Below are 18,793 nucleotides of genomic sequence, written 5' to 3' on the forward strand. Positions count from 1 at the left end.
CTCGCTTGCCCGTTGAGTCTTTTCAACCCTTAGGTGCCTTTACAAATTTTATAAACCACATTTTCTTATTCTTTAATTCTCATTAATCATGAGCAATCCACGTTTTGAAACATTGCAATTACATGCAGGACAAGAAATAGATCCTACAACCAACTCAAGAGCAGTTCCAGTTTATCAAACCACTTCATATGGTTTTAAAAATGCCGAACATGCCGCCAATCTTTTTGGTCTAAAAGAGTTTGGTAATATCTACACACGCATCATGAATCCCACCACCGATGTATTTGAAAAACGCATAGCAGCATTAGAAGGTGGTGTAGCTGCAGTGGCCACAGGTTCTGGACAGGCAGCACAGTTTTTAGCGCTCAACAACATCTTGCAAGCAGGCGACAACTTCATCAGCACATCGTACTTGTATGGCGGTACATACAACCAGTTCAAGGTTGCCTTCAAGCGCCTTGGCATAGAAGCACGTTTTGCAAATGGCGATGATGTAGAGTCTTTCGTTCCGCTTATTGATAAAAATACCAAGGCCATCTACCTGGAAACAATTGGTAATCCCCGCCTCAATATTCCTGACTTCCAGAAGTTCGTTGAGCTGGCAAAAGAGTACGATCTGCCATTGGTTGTTGACAATACTTTTGGTGCAGGTGGTTACCTGTTTCGCCCGATAGAGTGGGGTGCAAACATAGTGGTGGAAAGTGCTACCAAATGGATTGGTGGACATGGTACAACCATTGGTGGTGTGATAGTAGACGGTGGCAACTACAACTGGGGCAATGGTAAGTTCCCGCAATTTACTGAGCCTTCTGAAGGTTATCATGGCCTGAAGTTCTGGGACATCTTTGGCGAAGGCAACCCGCTTGGTCTTCCAAATATTGCGTTTGCTATTCGTGCACGTGTAGAAGGTCTGAGAGACTTTGGTACGAGCCAGAGCCCGTTCAATTCATTCCTGTTGTTGCAGGGTATTGAGACATTGTCGCTTCGTGTGCAGCGGCATGTAGATAATGCACTCGCACTGGCTAATTGGTTAGAGCAGCACCCGCTGGTAGAGTTTGTTCAGTATCCAGGTTTGAAGAGCAGCCCATACCATGAACTTGCTCAAAAATACCTTGTGAATGGCTTTGGCGGCGTGCTGAATTTTGGTGTGAAAGGTGATAAAGTAAATGCAAGCAAGTTCATCGACAGCCTGAAGTTGGTCAGCCATCTTGCCAATGTTGGTGATGCAAAAACTCTTGCTATTCATCCTGCTTCTACCACGCACGAACAACTAAGTGCCGAAGAGCAACTGGCTGCCGGTGTTGCGCCAAACCAGGTGCGTATCAGCGTAGGTCTTGAGCATATTGAAGACATCAAAGCTGACCTTGAGCAAGCCTTTGAAAAAGTGTTTGCTAAAGAAGCAGTATAGATTTATTGTGTAGCCAGCGGAAGTACTGCTATGGTGCTTCCGTTGCGTCGCACACTTGTACTATAGTTCGCTCATAAGCTGTAGCCTTAGTGCAGCAGAGAAATACTGTGCAAGCTTTGACACCTGAAGCTACTGATGCTACATGTACAACCGGACAAGTGAGTGACCTGCCTACCGTCAGGCAGGCACAACGATGCTTAATTGAATGACAATGCTTGCCCAATTATCTATCATCATCAACTAAAAATTTAATCAATGCCAACAATCAATTTTTCAGTAGAAGGCGAAAGCATAAACGCCACTAAGCTTGAAGCGAAAGCACGACAATTCAAATTCATTGTAGATGAACCACCAGCATTGGGTGGCAAAGACGAAGGAGCTAATCCTGTGGAGTATTTATTGGGCAGTTATGCAGGTTGCTTGAATGTGGTGTTTCACCTGGTTGCAAAGGAGGAAGGCATAACCATTAACTCGCTTGGCATAAAAGTGAATGGTGATATAGATCCTGCTCGTTTATTTGGCTCATCCACGTTCAATCGTGCCGGCTTTCAAAGCATCAACGTGGAGTTTGACATCGACAGCGATGCAGATGAAGCTACCATCAACCAGCTGATCAGTAAAGTTAAAAGCAGGTGCCCGATCAATGATAACCTGAGTAATGTAACGCAGCTGAATTATTCAGTTGTAAGCAGCGCAGTGCCTGCATAATGCCTATGTCGTCAACACAAATTTTCAAATACACGAAGCCTTTCCAATTGGAGTCGGGAAGACAACTTCCCGGCTTTCATCTTGCCTATACATGCCATGGCCAACTCAATGCTGCAAAGGATAACGTGGTGTGGGTGTTTCATGCTCTTACTGCTAATAGTGATCCGGTAGAGTGGTGGTATGGTTTGGTAGGAGAGGGTAAATTGTTTGATCCTGCGCAGTACTTCATTGTATGTGTCAATATGCCCGGCAGTTGTTATGGCAGCATCTCTCCTTTAGATAACGCAGAAGATGGCGCGCCGTTCTACCACTCGTTCCCGCTGTTTACTACACGCGATATGGTGCGAGCTTATGCATTGCTGAAAGAGCATCTTGGAATTGAAAAGATATTGGTTGGGCTTGGTGGATCTATGGGTGGACAGCAACTGCTGGAGTGGGCAGTAGAGGATCCGCAACTGTTTGATCATATTGTTCCTATTGCTACCAATGCACAACATTCAGCATGGGGAAGAGCTTTTAATGCATCGCAGAGGTGGTGCATAGAGAGCGATCCTTCATGGCAAGAAAAGCATGAAGCCGCAGGATTGGAAGGAATGAAAGTAGCCCGGTCTGTTGCACTGATATCTTATCGCAATTACAGTACGTATGCTTTAGCACAACAAGGTGCTACATCCGATACGGCTTCGCTGCCTGTAGATGAGCAGGTGTACAAACCTGAAACATACCAACGGTACCAGGGCGAGAAACTGGCTGCTCGCTTCAATGCCTTTAGCTATTACTTTTTGAGTAAAACAATGGATGCGCATGATATTGGCCGCGACCGCCGATCAGTAGAAGAAGCATTGACGTCTATTACTGCTAAAGCATTGGTGATCGGCATTTCGTCCGATATCTTGTTTCCTGTATTGGAGCAGGAATATATAGCCAAACACATACGCAACGGCCAGTTGGCTGTTATAGATTCTGATTATGGACATGATGGCTTCCTGCTGGAGTTTGAGAAGATCGCCAATCATATAAGAGTATTCTTAAGCCATAGCGCCGCAACAACGATTATCAATACCAACAAACTTGTACAACATGGCTAATCAAAAAGCATTAACAATAGGATTATTTGGCTTTGGTGTAGTAGGAGAAGGATTATATAAAGTACTTCACCAGACACCATCGCTACAGGCTACCATCAAGAAGGTTTGCATACGCGATGCCACAAAAAAACGCAATGCACCAGCAGAACTATTTACTACCAATAAAGATGAATTGCTGAATGATGAAGCCATCAATGTTATAGTAGAAGTAATAGATGACTCTGTGGCTGCTTACGAAATTGTAACCACTGCTGCAAAAAACGGTAAGGCTGTAGTGAGTGCCAGTAAGAAAATGCTTGCAGATAATCTTCCTGCTATACTTCAATTGCAGAAAGATTACAAGGTTCCATTTTTATATGAAGCTGCTGCTTGCGCCAGTATACCAGTAATTCGCAACCTGGAAGAGTATTACGACAACGACCTGTTGCATTCTATTCGTGCTATTGTAAATGGCTCTACCAATTTCATCCTGACAAAGATGTTTAAAGAGCAGCTTGATTTTTTTGAAGCGCTTACACTTGCACAACAGTTAGGTTTTGCAGAAAGTAATCCCGCACTCGATGTGAATGGACATGATGCTGTAAACAAATGGACGCTGTTGCTCAATCATGCTTATGGCATTGTAGAGCAACCGGCTAACCTGTTATTCTCAGGCATACAAAACATAAAGCTGAACGATGCGCAGTATGCAAGAAAAAATCATTTAGATATAAAACTTGTAGCGCAGGCTAAGAAGTTACAGAGTGGACAGGTTGCTGCTTTTGTGTTGCCACAATTTGTACAGCCAGGCGATCATTTAGCTTTTGTAAAAAATGAATATAATGGCGTAGTGATAGAAAGTGGTTTTGCTGATAAGCAATTCTTCTATGGCAAGGGTGCAGGCAGTTTCCCTACAGCTTCCGCAGTATTAAGCGATATAAGCGCCTTGCGCTATGACTATACCTACGAGTATAAGAAACTGAACCATCCTACCAGGAATGAATTGGCCACTGGTTATTACCTGCGCGTGTACGTAAGTTTTGAAGATTGGAAACATGTTCCTCGCGATGCATTTGAAACGATAGAAGAATGGCACAAGCAGGGAGATAGGATATATTTAGTTGGTGTGATAGAAGTGTCCAAACTGCAGCAGTCAACATGGTGGAAGGAAAATGCAACATCACTTATACTTACAGCAGATGGAGTGATAGAGCATGCAGCCAGTATCAATAAAGAAAATAGTGCAGCTATACTAACAGCAGTATAATGCTCTTTTATATTGTGGTTTAATAAAAAAGACCTTGCTTCTGCAGGGTCTTTTTCTATTGATGATAATCCAATTGTTTACACTTTAGCACATGCGCCCAGGTAGGCCATCATGCCCATACCCGTTTCTATACATCCTTCATCTATATCAAACTTTGGTGTGTGCACATTATGTACTATTCCCTTTTCTTCATTGCGCACGCCAAGCCTAAAGAAACAACCCGGTACTACATGCGTGTAATATCCAAAGTCTTCGGCGCCCATGCGAAGCTCTGTTTCTTCTACATTTTCTTTACCTAAATAGTCGTTGGCTAATTGCCAGCCCGCTTCAGTTAATGCAGGGTCATTGTCTACAAAGGGATAACCTACATCAATATGGATGTCTGCTTCAGCACCCATAGCATGCACCAGTTCTACCGTTTGCTTCTTTATCAGTTCATGTGCATGATAACGCCATTCTTCATCCATGGCTCTGAAGGTGCCCATAAGTTTTACTTCGCTTGGAATAACATTAGTAGTGTGGCCGCCCTGGATACTGCAGATAGAAAGTACAGAAGGTGAAGTAGGATTGTTGTTGCGGCTGATGATCTGCTGCAGGCTTACAATAAGGTGCGATGCAATAAGAATGGTATCGGATGTGAGATGTGGCGCTGCTGCATGGCCGCCCTTACTTTTGATGGTGATGTAGATCTCATCTGCACTGGCCATCACTCTGCCTTTCCTAAAACTTAATTTACCTAAAGGCAAACCCGGGTGAACATGCAATCCAAAAATGCCATGCGGTTTTGGATCTTCAAGTGCACCTTCTTTTATCATATAGCTTGCTCCTCCAGGGTTCTTTTCTTCACCCGGTTGAAAGATCAGTTTAACTGTTCCTTCCCAATCATCCTTTGTTTCCTTTAAAATCTTTGCTGCGCCTAACAAGCAGGTGGTATGTACGTCATGTCCACATGCATGCATCACTCCTGCATGTTTGGATTTATACAATGCCTCGCTCTCTTCATTTATAGGCAGCGCATCCATATCGGCGCGTAAAGCTATTATCCTGCTTGATGGATTCTTACCTTCTATAATTCCTACTACACCGGTTGTGGCTTTTATTTCAAAAGGTATATTCCACTCGCTTAGCTTTTGCTGGATGAATTTACTTGTCTCAAACTCTACATAGCTCAGCTCCGGGTGTGCATGTAAGTGATTGCGCACTTCTACAAACTCTGCATGGTACTGCTTCGCAAGTGCTTTTATAGTACTGGATAACATGAAGTGAAGATAAGAGGAAAAGAAAAAGCACGAATGTTATAGCAGGTCTTCGTCCTCTACTGGCGTATATTCTATAAGGTCCTGAACAATATAAATTCCACGATTAGGATACAGTGCAGCAAGTATTTTACGCAGGTCCATCGCTTCTTTTTGCGTTAGGAAATTTCCAATACGCACCCTGAAGTTTGGCGACTGGTAAAGCAGGTACGACTTCTGGTCAGGAAAACGACGTAGCAGGTCAGATTTCACACTGTTGGCTTCGTCCCTGTTATTGGAATTATAAACCTGCACACGATACCCGCGATACTGGCCTGAGCTGGATAATTTAGATGCACGTTTATTGATCTCAGCCTGCTTAAGTGCCAGCATTTCTATCCTGGAGTCTCTATTAATCATTATAGAACCCATAGTATCGGTGACACTAAATTCTGTTTGTGCATAGCTGGAGGTGGTAATTACCAGCAGTAAAAAAAACAATACGCGCATATTAATAATTTACTTCGTCAGAGGTTTGATTGGTTACTATAGATACACTTGCACTGCATCCTAAACGGGTAGCGCCTGCAGCTACCAGTACTTTGGCAAAATCATAATCACGGATGCCGCCTGATGCTTTTATCTGAACATGTTCCGGCAGGTTAAGACGCATCAGTTTCACAGCTTCTACAGTGGCTCCTTTTTCTGCATAACCGGTAGATGTTTTCAGGTAATCTATTCCTGCAGCACCATACAGTTCGCAGCATTTCAATAATTCATCTTCTGTTAGTACGCCACTTTCTACAATCACCTTCACTACTTTGCCTCTATCTTTAATCACCGGCATCAGGTGATTGATCTCGTTGGCTACATATTTCCAGTCGTTATTCTTTATAGCCATGAAGTTGATCACTACATCCAGTTCGTCGGCACCGTCCACTATGGCTAACAAAGTTTCAGCCAATTTAGCTTCTACAGCTGAATACCCAAAAGGAAAACCAATAACTGTAGCTACTTTAACAGAAGTGCCTACTAATGTTTCTTTAGCTTTTTTTACAAATGGTGGCGGTATACAAACTGCGGCAAAACCATATTGCTTTGCTTCACCACACAATTTTTCTACTTCAGCAATTGTGGTGGTTGGTTTAAGTACGGTATGGTCTATCAGGTGATTGATCTTCATTTGGCAATAGTTGTGTCTTGTATGTTTCTAAATCCGTCTTGTAAAGTAGTACCTCGTAATCTCACTCCCGGCCTGAATACATCTGTACTCGGTAAAGGTGCATTCAGGCTATGATGGTGACGATCATGAATGTACAGCTTTATAGAGTCACTCAAGGGTACAAAAGTAAATGAACCGAGGTCATTATTTTTATGATATTCCTCGCTCTTTAAGGGTTTCACAGCATATTGTGAAATGGTATAAGGAGCCAGCATACGCGCAGCTACATAGCTAAAATAAACACACATACCCAGTGCTGCCAGCGTATATATGCTTTCAGAAATTTTTCCTCCTGTTTTATGTGTATTATTCAAAAGAAGCAATAGCGGGAAGAATATCACAGGTATCATAAAGTGGTAGCCAAATCTTACATCAGGTGAACCGATGAGCCAAAACAGGATACCTAAATATGCCACAGCAAAAGAAGCTATCCATTTTTTGTAAGGGTACCGCTTAAATACGACAACAGCAACAACGGGTGTTGCAAATGTTGCATATGTAAGCAGCGCATTAATTTTATTGCTGTGCCACAACTTGCCCAGCCATGTTGGGAACCACTGCATAAAAGACAGCCTGTTCACATAAACCCAATCTTCGCTTACCATACGTGGTGCATGCGATACATGCAAACGTTCAGCTTCTGCTACCTGCAGCGGCACTTTCCAATCTACGTTTACAAGATCAATAGAGGGAAAAGGAAACAAGATGTAGCCAGATAAAATGATGTTTCGCGCTATCCATGGAAGAAAAATGCAAAGGCCAATGGCTGCAACGGGTATGTAATTTTTGATGATCTCTTTATGTGCCTTTCGATAGAAGATGAATGGCAGGAACACGAATAGCATCAGCGGGATGGTGCTGATCTTGATGATGACTGAAAAGAAGGCTAACAGCAACAACACTTTCCACTCGCCGCCTTGCCAGTTTTCTTTTGTTTCTAATAATGTAAAGAAGCAATAGAGTACTAACATACTAGCCAAAGCATCAGCAGATGGCGAGGCTATATTGATAGGGAATTGCCTGAACAGTATAAACAAAAGCGGTATAAACAGCAGCCTGCTCATTCCCCGATACTGGTAGCTTTTATGGAGCATCCAGCCAAAGAAAGCAAGCACCAGCACGGGGTTTATAGGGTAAATAGATTGACCTGTGATAGCAGTGAAAGAGAAAGGTGCACTCAATACCATGAAAGCCGAATTGAAGCCAAACTGTGGGAACAGGTTAGCCAGCCCCGGCACTACTTTAAATTTTTCATTCCATAAGATTGACAGGATGTGATAGCCGGAACTATCAGTATTGTAAGGCGGAACAATAGCAAAAATGAGTATCACCAAAGCCACAGCTATGGTAACAGCCATTCGTTCTTTATGAAAAAGTACTCCAGCAATTTTATTGGCTTTTGTTTTTAAATCCACTAAAAATGGTGTTGTAAAAACAATGATTAAGGCGGCAATAGCCAATGGCACCAAAAGCAGGTAACCAGAAGGAAAGAAGAAGGAGAGAAAGTTGAGGTATATTGTTATGGTTGCAGTTCCTGTTAGCAATATCTCGAACAGCGGCGTTGAATATGGCTGCAGTTGACGTAGTGCATTGTTTACTACATAGCCAATACTCATTGCAAGAAAAAAGAATATTGAACCGGCAATGAGCAGTAGCAGCATAGATTGTATTTGGAGCAAAATAAAACAAGGATAAAACTTTCGCTTTATCCTTGTTCATTTTATTTGCCGGCAGGTCCTTTACAGGTCCTTACCATGACATTGCTTGTACTTCTTACCACTTCCACAAGGGCAAGGGTCGTTACGGCCAATCTTTGGTCCGACAACTACAGGCTGTTGTTTTACTGCAGTAGAAGGATCAAAATAATCATTCTCATTAGCTGCGTAATCCTGTCCTGCTGCATCTATTTCTTCCTTGTTTACCTGCAGCTTGCTCATGTCAGTTTTCTGCTCACGAGCCTGTTGCACCACACGCTGTTGTGGTTGCTCCTGTTCTACAGGTATACCACAGTGGCAAAGGAATGATACGATGTCTTTATTCACCTGCTCATCCATTTTCTTGAACAAGCCAAATGCTTCCATTTTATATATAACCAAAGGATCTTTCTGCTCGTAAGATGCAGTTTGTACACTTTGCTTCAGGTCGTCCATAGCGCGCAGGTGTTCTTTCCATGCATCGTCAATTAAGCCTAATGCTACACTACGTTCTACAGCCTGGTTCAGTTCAAGACCATCTGTTTGTATGGTCTTATCAAGATTTGCCAGCACCTGCATTCCACGACGGCCATCGGTAAATGGAACAACAACATTCTCAATATGCGCACCTTGGTTATTACGGATATCTCTGAAGACTGGTAACGCATTGGCTGCAACTACCTGCTTCTTCTGGTTGTAATGTTCTATGGCCTCGTTATAAAGACGGTCTACCAGTTCTCTTTCATTGCCTTTGTCCAGGTCTTCTTGCGAAATAGAGGTGTCTATACCGAAATGCATAATCACTTCCATCTTGAAGTTGTCATATTCATTGGCGCCTCTGAATCCACCAACCAGGCTTTCTGATACCTGGTAAAATGCATTGTCAATATCCAGGGCAAGACGATCTCCGAATAGGGCATGGTTACGTTTGGTATAAATAACGGTACGCTGCTTGTTCATTACATCATCATACTCCAGCAAACGCTTACGAATACCAAAGTTGTTTTCTTCCACCTTGCGCTGTGCTCTTTCAATGCTCTTGGTGATCATGCTGTGCTGTATCACTTCACCTTCTTTATAGCCAGCCATGTCCATCACCTTTGCAATACGCTCACTTCCGAACATACGCATCAGGTCATCTTCAAGCGATACAAAGAAAAGTGACGATCCCGGATCACCCTGGCGACCGGCGCGACCACGTAACTGCCTGTCTACACGACGGCTTTCGTGACGTTCGGTACCAATAATAGCCAAACCACCTACTTCTTTCACACCAGGTCCAAGCTTGATGTCAGTACCACGACCAGCCATGTTGGTAGCAATAGTAACTGCACCTGTTAAACCAGCTTCAGCTACTATCTGTGCTTCCCTGGCGTGTTGTTTTGCGTTCAATACATTGTGCGGAATACCTTTTTGCTTCAGCATACGGCTAAGCAATTCACTCACCTCTACGCTTGTTGTACCAACCAGTGTAGGACGGCCAGCGTTACGGTTTTCCTCTATGTCGTCAATTACAGCTTTGTATTTTTCGCGCTTAGTCTTGAATACTTTATCCTGCTCATCCTTACGGGTAATAGGAATATTGGTTGGAATGGTAACTACATCCAATTTGTAGATATCCCAGAATTCACCTGCTTCCGTTTCTGCAGTACCCGTCATACCAGCTAGCTTGTGGTACATACGGAAGTAGTTCTGCAGTGTAATGGTTGCATAGGTTTGTGTGGCAGCTTCAATCTTTACACTCTCTTTTGCTTCTATAGCCTGGTGCAGACCATCGCTATAACGGCGGCCTTCCAGTATACGACCTGTTTGTTCATCTACGATTTTCACAGCACCTTCCATTACCACATACTCCACGTCTTTTTCAAATAAGGTGTATGCTTTTAATAGCTGGTGAACAGTATGAATGCGATCTGCTTTTAAGCGGTAATCATTCAGTATGGCTTCTTTCTTGTGCAGTTTCTCTTCAGTGCTTAAAGAAGCATCTGTATCAACAGCATTCAATTCTATACTAATGTCAGGCAGGATAAAGAAGTTAGGATCTTCTCCACCTTTGGTGATCATCTGGATACCTTTATCGGTAAGATCTACCTGGTTGTTCTTTTCATCTATATGGAAGAAAAGTTCTTCATCAACCTTAGGCATTTCGCGCTGCTGGTCAGCCAGGTAGTAGTTTTCTGTCTTTTGAAGTTTTACACGAATTCCCGGCTCGCTCAGGAATTTAATCAAAGCACCACTTTTAGGTAAACCTCTGTATGCACGCATTAGTGCAAGGCCACCATCTTTAGGATCGTCGTTACCTTCTGAGAATTTTTTCTTCGCCTCGTTCAGGAATTGGTTGGTCACTCGTTTCTGAGCTTCTACCAGTTGCTGTACCCGAGGTTTTAGTACCTGGTACTCCTGTTCATCGCCACGAGGTATAGGTCCGCTGATGATGAGTGGTGTACGGGCGTCATCAATCAAAACGCTATCCACCTCATCCACCATGGCAAAGTGATGCTTGCGCTGCACCATTTCATTAGGTGTATGAACCATGTTGTCGCGCAGGTAGTCAAAACCAAATTCGTTGTTGGTACCATAAACAATGTCGGCCATGTAAGCGCGGCGACGATCTTCTGTATTCGGTTGGTGTTTATCTATACAATCTACTGTCAAACCTAACCATTCGAAAATGGGACCGTTCCACTCGCTATCGCGTCGTGCCAGGTAGTCATTCACCGTTACAATATGAACGCCTTCGCCTGCCAATGCATTCAGGTAAGCAGGAAGCGTAGATACAAGCGTTTTACCCTCACCGGTTGCCATTTCAGCAATTTTACCTGAGTGTAAAACAGAACCACCTATCAGCTGAACATCGTAGTGAACCATGTTCCATGTAACGGGGCTACCCGCAGCTAACCAGCTGTTGGCATAAGTTACATTTTCACCTTCTATTTTGATGTGCGACTTGCGGGTACTCAGTTCGCGGTCAAGATCAGTGGCTTTCGAAACAATCTCAGTATTAGAAGAGAAACGACGAGCTGTTTCCTTAACCACCGCGAAAGCTTCAGGTTGTATTTCCTTCAGAATTTCTTCTATCTGCTCGTCGCGCTGCTTCTTTAGTTTGTCTATCTGCTGGTAAATGCCATCCCTGCCATTGATATCTTCTGCAGGCAAGTTTTCAGCTTCATCGTGTAGAGTGCTTATTTCGGAGTCTATTCCTGTGAGGTGTTCGCGAATGCGGGTTCTGAATTCAACCGTTTTATTACGCAGTTCATCGTTGCTGAGCGACTGGTATTGCTGGAAGAAACTATTGACCTTTTCCACCACGGGAAGTAGTTGCTTTACATCTTTCTGCGACTTACTTCCGCCAAAGATTTTCGATAAGAAACCTAACATATTAGTTGGCTATTGAGTATATGTGTAATGATTAAGTTTTTGTTTTAGTCAAATTTGGTGCTACTGTTATATTATAGCCATTTTGACAGGGCGACAAAGGTAAGTAATGGTGCTGAGACGACCACAGGTGGAACAAACCTAGCTGTTAATGGATTGCTTAAGATAAGGAAGACGGTAACGAGGATACACCTGCATTTTTCCTGTCAATCATGATTTATTTTCAATTCTTTTTTCCTGCTCAACCCTTACCTTTGCAGCCGATTCTACATTAGGAGTGTTTATTTTCCAGCTGAATAATCTACGTTATGTTGCATAAGCCCCTGATGATGATGACACTTAAGTTTTACAATCATTTTATATGAGTGGTCAATTAAAAGAGGTTCGTAATCGTATAAAGAGTGTGCAAAGCACCCAGCAGATCACAAAAGCCATGAAAATGGTAAGTGCTGCCAAATTGCGTCGTGCCCAGGATGCTATTGTTCAGATGCGTCCGTATGCGCAAAAGCTACAGGAAATGCTCAGCAACATCGTGAGCAATACTGAAGGTGAAGTGGGTGGCAGCCTTGCTACTGACCGTGGTACCGAAAGAGTTCTTTTAATTGTAATCACCAGCGACCGTGGTTTGGCAGGTGGTTATAATGCCAACATCATCAAGCTGGCTAAAGAAACTATCAATACCCGCTATGCTGACCAAAACCGCAGGGGTAATGTTACCATCTGGAATATTGGTAAAAAAGGTTACGAAAGTCTTGCTAAGTCAAACTATAAGGTAAACGCAGATTTCAAAGATATTTTCCTAAACCTGAGCTTTGAATCTGTGCAAGCTGCTTCTGAAGCTGCAGTACAGGCATTCCGCGACAAACAATTTGATGTAGTAGAGCTTGTGTATAGTGAATTTAAAAATGCTGCTACACAACGTTTTGTGCTGGAGCGCTTTCTTCCTATTCCTAAAGTGGAGAGGCAAGAAGGTCTGAAAAAAGCTGATTTCATTTTTGAGCCTGCTAAAGAAGAATTGATAGCTGAGTTGATGCCTAAGATATTGAATACGCAGTTGTTCAAGGCTATACTTGATGCGCATGCCAGTGAGCATGGTGCACGTATGACAGCAATGGACAAAGCAAGTGAAAATGCTAATGAGCTGTTGAAGACACTGAAGATATCTTACAACCGTGCACGCCAGGCTGCCATCACCACCGAGCTTACTGAAATTGTAAGTGGTGCAGCAGCACTGAACGGATAAAATATATAGATGAATTTGAGAATGTGCAGATGTACCAGTTGCGTCTGCACATTTTTGTTTTAGGGCACCATGTGATACTTCAATGTCTTTAGTTCTTTTCTTTGCCTATTTTCATTTGCGTCTTTTTCAAAATCATTTCATTCTCACAATAACCAATGGAACTATCTACCATCATACCGCATATAGAAGCTTTGGTATTTGCCAGCGATAAGCCGCTTACCAGCCTCGATATTGTAGAACTTATCAATAATGCTTTTGGTTTTATGGAAGAGCGTATAACGCTTGACCAGGTAGAAAGTGCCATTGAAGGTATTCGCGAAAAATATAATGCAGAGTTTTATCCCTTTGAAGTAAGAGAAAGTGGTGGTGGCTGGCAGTTCCTGACCAAAAGGGAGTTTCATAAAACGGTTGGTCAACTGAATGGTGACAAGTTTTTAAAACGCCTTTCTAATGCTGCTCTAGAAACCCTTGCCATTATTGCTTATAAACAACCCATAACAAAGGGTGAAGTGGAAGCCATCCGTGGTGTGAACAGCGACTACAGCATTCAGAAGTTACTGGAGAAGGAATTAATCATCATCAGCGGCAGGAATGAGGACCTGCCAGGTAAGCCACTGGTTTATGCTACTTCCAAATCTTTCATGGATTATTTTGGACTGAACTCTGTTGACGACCTGCCGAAGATAAAGGAAGTACTGGCAGACCAGGCGGTGCAAGGTACCATCATCATGGAAGGAATGAAGGCGGGAGAAGTGGCCGGCCTGGAAACTGGTGAAGGAAGAAACCTGACAGTAACAGACAGCGGAGAGCTTGTAGAATACCGAATAAATAAAAGTGCAGAAGGTGAAGGTTTGGCAGCATTTAATGATGCTACTGGCACGGGAGAAGATACTGCTACAGAGGATCAACCAGGTGCAATAGAAGCAGAAGGATCTTTTAATACTTATAATGATGCAGATGAAACATCCGATGAACAAGGAGATGAAGTGGATGCAGAGCATATGCTTCCAGGCGTTTCCGACCTGTCAGATTTTTCTGATAATGATGATGTAACAGAAGGAGATGGAGAAGAAGATTTCGATACAGGAAGCGAGGAGATGTCAACATCTGAAGAAGAAGCGCCTGCAAATAATGAAGTTGATGATATGCCAGGTGTAGGCGAAACAGGTACAGCAAGTGACGATCCGAATCAGCCAGCTACTGATAATAATGAAGATGATCCGGCAAAAGAAGATTAGCCTTTTATAAACGATTGCCAACGCCAGACTATTTCTTTTACAATGTAATTTCGCGCCCTTATGTCGCAACAATTAAGTAACAAACAACTCATAGCAATAGCTGAAGAGTTTGGTACACCCGTTTACGTTTACCACGCAGAAAAGATAGCAGAGCAATACCAGAAGCTGGAGAAGGCTTTTAAAAAGTCTGATGCTAAATTCTTTTATGCTTGTAAAGCATTAACCAATATCAACATCCTAAAGTGGCTGCGCCAGGTAGGTGCATCGCTTGACTGTGTAAGTATAAACGAGGTAAAGCTGGGTTTGAAAGCCGGCTTTGAACCTAAGCAAATTCTTTTTACACCTAACTGTGTCGACTTTGAAGAAATAGAGGCAGGAAAGAATTTAGGCGTACACATCAATATCGATAACATCTCCATTCTTGAGCAGTTTGGTAATCGTTATGGCAGCACTTACCCTGTATGCATCAGGCTGAACCCGCACATTATGGCGGGTGGTAATTATAAAATAAGTACCGGCCACGTGGATAGTAAGTTTGGTATTTCCATTCACCAGCTAAGGCATATAGAGCGTATTGTAAAAAGTACAAAGCTTCATGTAACGGGGCTGCATATGCACACCGGCAGCGAAATAAAAGATGTAAATGTTTTCCTGCAAGGGCTGGAAGTGATGTTCGAAATGGCGCGCCATTTTGATGAACTGGAGTTCATTGATCTTGGTAGTGGTTTTAAAGTGCCATACCAGGCAGACGAAGCTGAAACAGATGTAGATCAGCTGGGAGAGAAGGTGGCAGAGGCTTTTGCTGCTTTTGAAAAAGAAACAGGCAAGCACCTGCAGATCTGGTTTGAGCCGGGTAAATACTTGGTGAGTGAATCAGGCTATTTTATAGTAAAAGCAAACATCATCAAGCAAACAACAGCAACTGTTTTTGTAGGTGTGAACAGCGGCTTCAATCACCTGATACGCCCTATGTTTTACGATAGCTATCACCGCATTGAAAACATCAGCAATAGTAAAGGTGCAGAGCGCATTTACACTGTAGTAGGTAATATTTGTGAAACAGATACCTTCGCCTGGGATAGGAAACTGAATGAAGTTCGTGAAGGTGATTACCTTGTTTTCTACAATGCAGGCGCGTATGGTTTCGAAATGTCGAGCAACTTCAACAGCCGCTTAAAGCCAGCAGAAGTTTTGGTGAAAGATGGCCAGGCGCATCTTATCCGTTCACGCGATGTGTTTGAAGACCTTCTGAGAAACCAGGTAGAAGTTTTATAAATAGTAAAAGAACTTGATAAAGGAGTTGTATAACATACAGCTCCTTTTTTATGTCCAATGCTGAAGGATCCTCTTGCATTGGTTGATATACCCGCCGCCAAAAAGTACAGCATGCACCAGGAGCGGGTATAGCTGTGTTAGCGAGACACGTTTTTGCCAATCTTTTTCTAATGGGAAAGCTGAATGGTAAGCCTCGTACATACTGCTGTTGAAGCCGCCGAACAGTAGGGTCATCCCAAGGTCCATTTCGCGGTGTCCATAATAAACTGCCGGATCATAAATAGCTGGCATTGCTTTGCCACCTGCGTTTGTAGCACACATGAAGTTGCCAGACCACAAATCGCCGTGCAGTAAGGCCGGAGGCTCAGGTGGAAACAGGTCATCAAAGTGATTGCAAAGATTCTCAGCTGTAGTTATATCTGCCTTACCGAATGTTCCTTTATCTGCCAGTAGTTTGGTTAGTGGTAGAATGCGTTGCTCTGCATAAAAGGCACCCCATGTTGTTCTGTATTCATTTGGTTGTGGTAAAGAGCCAATATAGTTAGCGGTAGAAAATCCAAATTGCTCGTTTGTAGTTTGATGAAGCCGCGCAAGTCCAATTGCAAACTGTTGCCAAAAATCATATTCAGCTGAACCACTCTGCAGGTGCTCTAGCAACAGGTACTGCTGACCTTGTAGTTCACCAACAGCAACCACAGCTGGTACATATAATGATGTAGCCTGTTTGATCGCTGCTAATCCTTCGGCTTCTCTTACAAACATCAATGGAAAGCGTGCAGCATCATTAACCTTCAGGAAGTAGCGTGCTTGCCTGGTATTGATGGCGAACGAAGCGTTGATGTCGCCGCCACCTACAGCAGTATGATTAATATAATCAAGCTGGTGGCAGCTACAGATTTGCTGTACGAGATTCATGAGGTAAATAGGTGCAGGTGGTATAAGAAAAGGATGCTGCAGCTGCGCCCTGTAATGCAGTACAAGTGAGTGACACAACCGTGGCTGCAGGATGATCCACTGCTGGTACCAAAATATTAATTCAACTGCGGGTCGATCGGGTAGTTTATCAGCTGTACATACTCGCCGCCCAGTTGCTGCAAAGCAAGCTTCCACGTATCATTTACATCGGGTGGAAAAACAAGTTCCTGCGTGCCTTCGCCGGTGATCCAGCTTTTTTCCTCCATCTCTTCGTCCAGCTGGCCCTTGCCCCATCCACTATAGCCAATGAAGAAGCGAATATCGGCAGCGCTAAGTTGATTCGACTTTATCAGTTGAACAACTTCCTGGAAGTCGCCGCCCCAATAAATGCCATCGGTAACGGGGTAGCCGCCGGGAATGAGCTGCGGGCAGTTATGTAAAAAATGAACCGTGTCAAGTTGAACAGGTCCGCCAAAGTATACAGGGAAATTGGTGTCTTCAAGATCCGCAATCAGGTCTCCTAATTGTTGATCGTATTCTTTATTCAAAACAAACCCGAAACTTCCTTCCTGTTGGTGTTCGCAAAGAAAGATCACAGTCCTCATAAAGTTGGGGTCTTTAAGGAATGGATCGGCGATGAGTATTTTTCCTGGTGTTATATCGGCCATAAGCCAAGTTAAGGTGATTTATTTTTTTTGAAAACTATTTGCACGTTTAATCTTGCAATGTCAATGCCGCGTTAAAAGAAACTATGCTGATGAAGCTTCATTTGAAGCTGCAGGCATCGCTCCTATATTTGTTCGATGAAAAGAATTTTCCCTGTCATTGTTTCGCTCATAACAATTTCTTTGCTGGGCATCATATTCGTGCAGGTAAGTTGGATCAGGAACATGGTAGAGCTAAGGCAGGACCAGATGGTAAAACGTGTGGAAGATGCCGGGGCTGAAGTGGCAGCGGAATTAAGCAGTAAAGCATCGACAGGTGCAGGAATGAAATTATCCAGGAAGTCGATGCTGCGGTTGGTGCCAGACGATTTTAACATCAACCTCATCAAACCACCCACGATCTCTCAATATTACACGCAGTACGAAATACAGGAAAAACTACAGGATGCTTTCGAGAAACGTGATCTGAGAAAGATAAAGTTCGAATTTGCCATCAGCAGCAATTCTACGCTGTACAACCTGGAGATGCAATCGAAGAACTTCGTTAGCGAGGCACAGGACGAGGAGAATAATAAAACAAAAATCATAGCAATACTGCCTGAGAGCGGCAGCCAGATGGAAGGCCTGGTTCCCTATGAGCACCTGATACTTATAGTACCTGATTTCAACAAGCAAGTTTGGGGTTCACTAAAGTGGATATTGATAGCTGCTGTATTATTTACACTCATCATTATTGCAGCATTTGCACTTACTGTACGCACCTTGTTACGCCAGAAAAAGCTGAGTGAGATAAAGAGTGATTTCATCAATAATATGACGCATGAGTTCAAAACTCCTTTAGCAACCATTTCGCTGGCAGTAGATGCGCTACGAAACGAGAGGGTGCAGCAGGATGTGGAGAAGATGCAATATTTCAGCGGTATTATTAAGGAAGAGAACAAACGCATGAACAAGCACGTAGAGACCATTTTGCAGGCGGCGCTGCTGGATAAGCAGGAGCTGAAGCTGGAGATGAAAAAGGTAAGTGCTACACAACTTGTACAAAGTGCGCTAAAAAATCACCAGCTACAGATACAGGACAGGGACGGAAGGGTAGAGCTGAACTTCAATGCTACAAAAGATAGTATAGTAGCTGATGAGAACCACTTCACCAATATGATCTCGAACTTGTTTGATAACGCGATAAAGTACTCGAAGGAGAACCTTATGATACGCGTTACCACTTTCAATCACGGCAAGAACCTATGCATTAAAATAGAAGATAATGGTATAGGTATGAATAAAGAAACGGTAAAGCGCATATTTGAAAAATTTTACCGTGCTCATACCGGCAATATCCATAACGTAAAAGGCTTCGGCCTTGGAATGAGTTATGTACGTACCGTTATAGAAGTACATAAAGGCAAGATAAAAGTAGATAGTACCTTGGGTAAAGGAAGCTGCTTTACGGTAGAGGTTCCGCTGGCAGACTGATAATTTTT

At 43.1% G+C, this 18,793-nt stretch carries 15 protein-coding genes; 8 read left to right on the top strand and 7 right to left on the bottom strand.

Annotated elements, in window-relative coordinates; all coding sequences use genetic code 11:
• The first annotated feature begins 88 nt into the window (after nucleotides 1–88).
• The 4 genes from J4N22_RS03120 to J4N22_RS03135 all read left to right on the top strand — a co-directional run bounded on the left by J4N22_RS03120 (nucleotide 89) and on the right by J4N22_RS03135 (nucleotide 4,450).
• Nucleotides 89–1,408 carry an O-acetylhomoserine aminocarboxypropyltransferase/cysteine synthase family protein gene (locus tag J4N22_RS03120; RefSeq protein WP_207492252.1) on the top strand — a complete coding sequence of 440 codons (1,320 nt, stop codon included), beginning with the start codon at nucleotides 89–91 and terminating at the stop codon, nucleotides 1,406–1,408.
• A 255-nt stretch (nucleotides 1,409–1,663) separates the two neighbouring features.
• The gene (locus J4N22_RS03125) at nucleotides 1,664–2,116 is read left to right on the top strand and encodes an OsmC family protein (RefSeq protein ID WP_207492253.1); all 453 of its coding nucleotides are present in this window, start codon (nucleotides 1,664–1,666) and stop codon (nucleotides 2,114–2,116) included.
• A gap of 5 nt (nucleotides 2,117–2,121) precedes the next feature.
• Complete coding sequence (locus J4N22_RS03130; RefSeq protein ID WP_242692034.1) at nucleotides 2,122–3,204, top strand: homoserine O-acetyltransferase family protein; 1,083 nt, start codon at nucleotides 2,122–2,124, stop codon at nucleotides 3,202–3,204.
• Nucleotides 3,197–4,450, top strand: a complete 1,254-nt coding sequence (locus J4N22_RS03135) for a homoserine dehydrogenase (protein WP_207492255.1) — start codon at nucleotides 3,197–3,199, stop codon at nucleotides 4,448–4,450. Before J4N22_RS03130 ends, J4N22_RS03135 begins: the two co-directional genes overlap by 8 nt.
• Nucleotides 4,451–4,527: 77 nt before the next feature.
• Here J4N22_RS03135 and J4N22_RS03140 read toward each other — a convergent pair whose 3' ends face one another.
• The 5 genes from J4N22_RS03140 to secA form a co-directional block, all read right to left on the bottom strand.
• On the bottom strand, nucleotides 4,528–5,709 hold the full coding sequence (locus J4N22_RS03140) for a M20 metallopeptidase family protein (RefSeq protein WP_207492256.1): 1,182 nt from the start codon (nucleotides 5,707–5,709) through the stop codon (nucleotides 4,528–4,530).
• Nucleotides 5,710–5,745: 36 nt separating this feature from the next.
• Nucleotides 5,746–6,195, bottom strand: coding sequence for an SPOR domain-containing protein (locus tag J4N22_RS03145; protein ID WP_207492257.1), 450 nt, complete (start codon nucleotides 6,193–6,195; stop codon nucleotides 5,746–5,748).
• A 1-nt stretch (nucleotide 6,196) separates the two neighbouring features.
• Nucleotides 6,197–6,868: a deoxyribose-phosphate aldolase gene (gene deoC / locus J4N22_RS03150; RefSeq protein ID WP_207492258.1), complete on the bottom strand. Its 672-nt coding sequence runs from the start codon at nucleotides 6,866–6,868 to the stop codon at nucleotides 6,197–6,199.
• Nucleotides 6,865–8,568, bottom strand: coding sequence for an LIC_10190 family membrane protein (locus J4N22_RS03155; RefSeq protein WP_207492259.1), 1,704 nt, complete (start codon nucleotides 8,566–8,568; stop codon nucleotides 6,865–6,867). Before J4N22_RS03155 ends, deoC begins: the two co-directional genes overlap by 4 nt.
• A 78-nt stretch (nucleotides 8,569–8,646) precedes the next feature.
• Nucleotides 8,647–11,979, bottom strand: coding sequence for a preprotein translocase subunit SecA (gene secA / locus J4N22_RS03160; protein ID WP_207492260.1), 3,333 nt, complete (start codon nucleotides 11,977–11,979; stop codon nucleotides 8,647–8,649).
• 358 nt (nucleotides 11,980–12,337) lie between these two features.
• On the opposite strand from secA, the gene atpG reads away from it, so the two are divergent.
• The 3 genes from atpG to lysA all read left to right on the top strand — a co-directional run bounded on the left by atpG (nucleotide 12,338) and on the right by lysA (nucleotide 15,732).
• A complete protein-coding gene (gene atpG / locus J4N22_RS03165; RefSeq protein WP_207492261.1) occupies nucleotides 12,338–13,219 on the top strand; it encodes an ATP synthase F1 subunit gamma in 882 nt (293 codons plus the stop codon).
• 155 nt (nucleotides 13,220–13,374) lie between these two features.
• Nucleotides 13,375–14,457, top strand: coding sequence for an SMC-Scp complex subunit ScpB (gene scpB, locus J4N22_RS03170; RefSeq protein WP_207492262.1), 1,083 nt, complete (start codon nucleotides 13,375–13,377; stop codon nucleotides 14,455–14,457).
• 60 nt (nucleotides 14,458–14,517) lie between these two features.
• Nucleotides 14,518–15,732, top strand: coding sequence for a diaminopimelate decarboxylase (gene lysA, locus J4N22_RS03175; RefSeq protein WP_207492263.1), 1,215 nt, complete (start codon nucleotides 14,518–14,520; stop codon nucleotides 15,730–15,732).
• A gap of 48 nt (nucleotides 15,733–15,780) precedes the next feature.
• On the opposite strand, the gene J4N22_RS03180 is transcribed toward lysA, so the two are convergent.
• Complete coding sequence (locus tag J4N22_RS03180; RefSeq protein WP_207492264.1) at nucleotides 15,781–16,647, bottom strand: fructosamine kinase family protein; 867 nt, start codon at nucleotides 16,645–16,647, stop codon at nucleotides 15,781–15,783.
• 116 nt (nucleotides 16,648–16,763) lie between these two features.
• The gene (locus J4N22_RS03185; RefSeq protein ID WP_207492265.1) at nucleotides 16,764–17,315 is read right to left on the bottom strand and encodes a YqgE/AlgH family protein; all 552 of its coding nucleotides are present in this window, start codon (nucleotides 17,313–17,315) and stop codon (nucleotides 16,764–16,766) included.
• Nucleotides 17,316–17,450: 135 nt separating this feature from the next.
• Between J4N22_RS03185 and J4N22_RS03190 the strand changes: the two genes are divergently transcribed.
• Nucleotides 17,451–18,785, top strand: a complete 1,335-nt coding sequence (locus J4N22_RS03190; protein ID WP_207492266.1) for a sensor histidine kinase — start codon at nucleotides 17,451–17,453, stop codon at nucleotides 18,783–18,785.
• The last annotated feature ends 8 nt before the right edge of the window (nucleotides 18,786–18,793 follow it).

The sequence above is a fragment of the Aridibaculum aurantiacum genome, from assembly GCF_017355875.1.
In the GTDB taxonomy this organism is placed as follows: domain Bacteria; phylum Bacteroidota; class Bacteroidia; order Chitinophagales; family Chitinophagaceae; genus Segetibacter; species Segetibacter aurantiacus.

What these genes read in the sequence shown, in the direction of transcription:
- J4N22_RS03120 (WP_207492252.1), top strand. Translation starts at nt 89, where the DNA reads ATGAGCAATCCACGTTTTGAAACATTGCAATTACATGCAGGACAAGAA.
- J4N22_RS03125 (WP_207492253.1), top strand. Translation starts at nt 1,664, where the DNA reads ATGCCAACAATCAATTTTTCAGTAGAAGGCGAAAGCATAAACGCCACT.
- J4N22_RS03130 (WP_242692034.1), top strand. Translation starts at nt 2,122, where the DNA reads ATGTCGTCAACACAAATTTTCAAATACACGAAGCCTTTCCAATTGGAG.
- J4N22_RS03135 (WP_207492255.1), top strand. Translation starts at nt 3,197, where the DNA reads ATGGCTAATCAAAAAGCATTAACAATAGGATTATTTGGCTTTGGTGTA.
- J4N22_RS03140 (WP_207492256.1), bottom strand. Translation starts at nt 5,709, where the DNA reads ATGTTATCCAGTACTATAAAAGCACTTGCGAAGCAGTACCATGCAGAG.
- J4N22_RS03145 (WP_207492257.1), bottom strand. Translation starts at nt 6,195, where the DNA reads ATGCGCGTATTGTTTTTTTTACTGCTGGTAATTACCACCTCCAGCTAT.
- deoC (WP_207492258.1), bottom strand. Translation starts at nt 6,868, where the DNA reads ATGAAGATCAATCACCTGATAGACCATACCGTACTTAAACCAACCACC.
- J4N22_RS03155 (WP_207492259.1), bottom strand. Translation starts at nt 8,568, where the DNA reads ATGCTGCTACTGCTCATTGCCGGTTCAATATTCTTTTTTCTTGCAATG.
- secA (WP_207492260.1), bottom strand. Translation starts at nt 11,979, where the DNA reads ATGTTAGGTTTCTTATCGAAAATCTTTGGCGGAAGTAAGTCGCAGAAA.
- atpG (WP_207492261.1), top strand. Translation starts at nt 12,338, where the DNA reads ATGAGTGGTCAATTAAAAGAGGTTCGTAATCGTATAAAGAGTGTGCAA.
- scpB (WP_207492262.1), top strand. Translation starts at nt 13,375, where the DNA reads ATGGAACTATCTACCATCATACCGCATATAGAAGCTTTGGTATTTGCC.
- lysA (WP_207492263.1), top strand. Translation starts at nt 14,518, where the DNA reads ATGTCGCAACAATTAAGTAACAAACAACTCATAGCAATAGCTGAAGAG.
- J4N22_RS03180 (WP_207492264.1), bottom strand. Translation starts at nt 16,647, where the DNA reads ATGAATCTCGTACAGCAAATCTGTAGCTGCCACCAGCTTGATTATATT.
- J4N22_RS03185 (WP_207492265.1), bottom strand. Translation starts at nt 17,315, where the DNA reads ATGGCCGATATAACACCAGGAAAAATACTCATCGCCGATCCATTCCTT.
- J4N22_RS03190 (WP_207492266.1), top strand. Translation starts at nt 17,451, where the DNA reads ATGAAAAGAATTTTCCCTGTCATTGTTTCGCTCATAACAATTTCTTTG.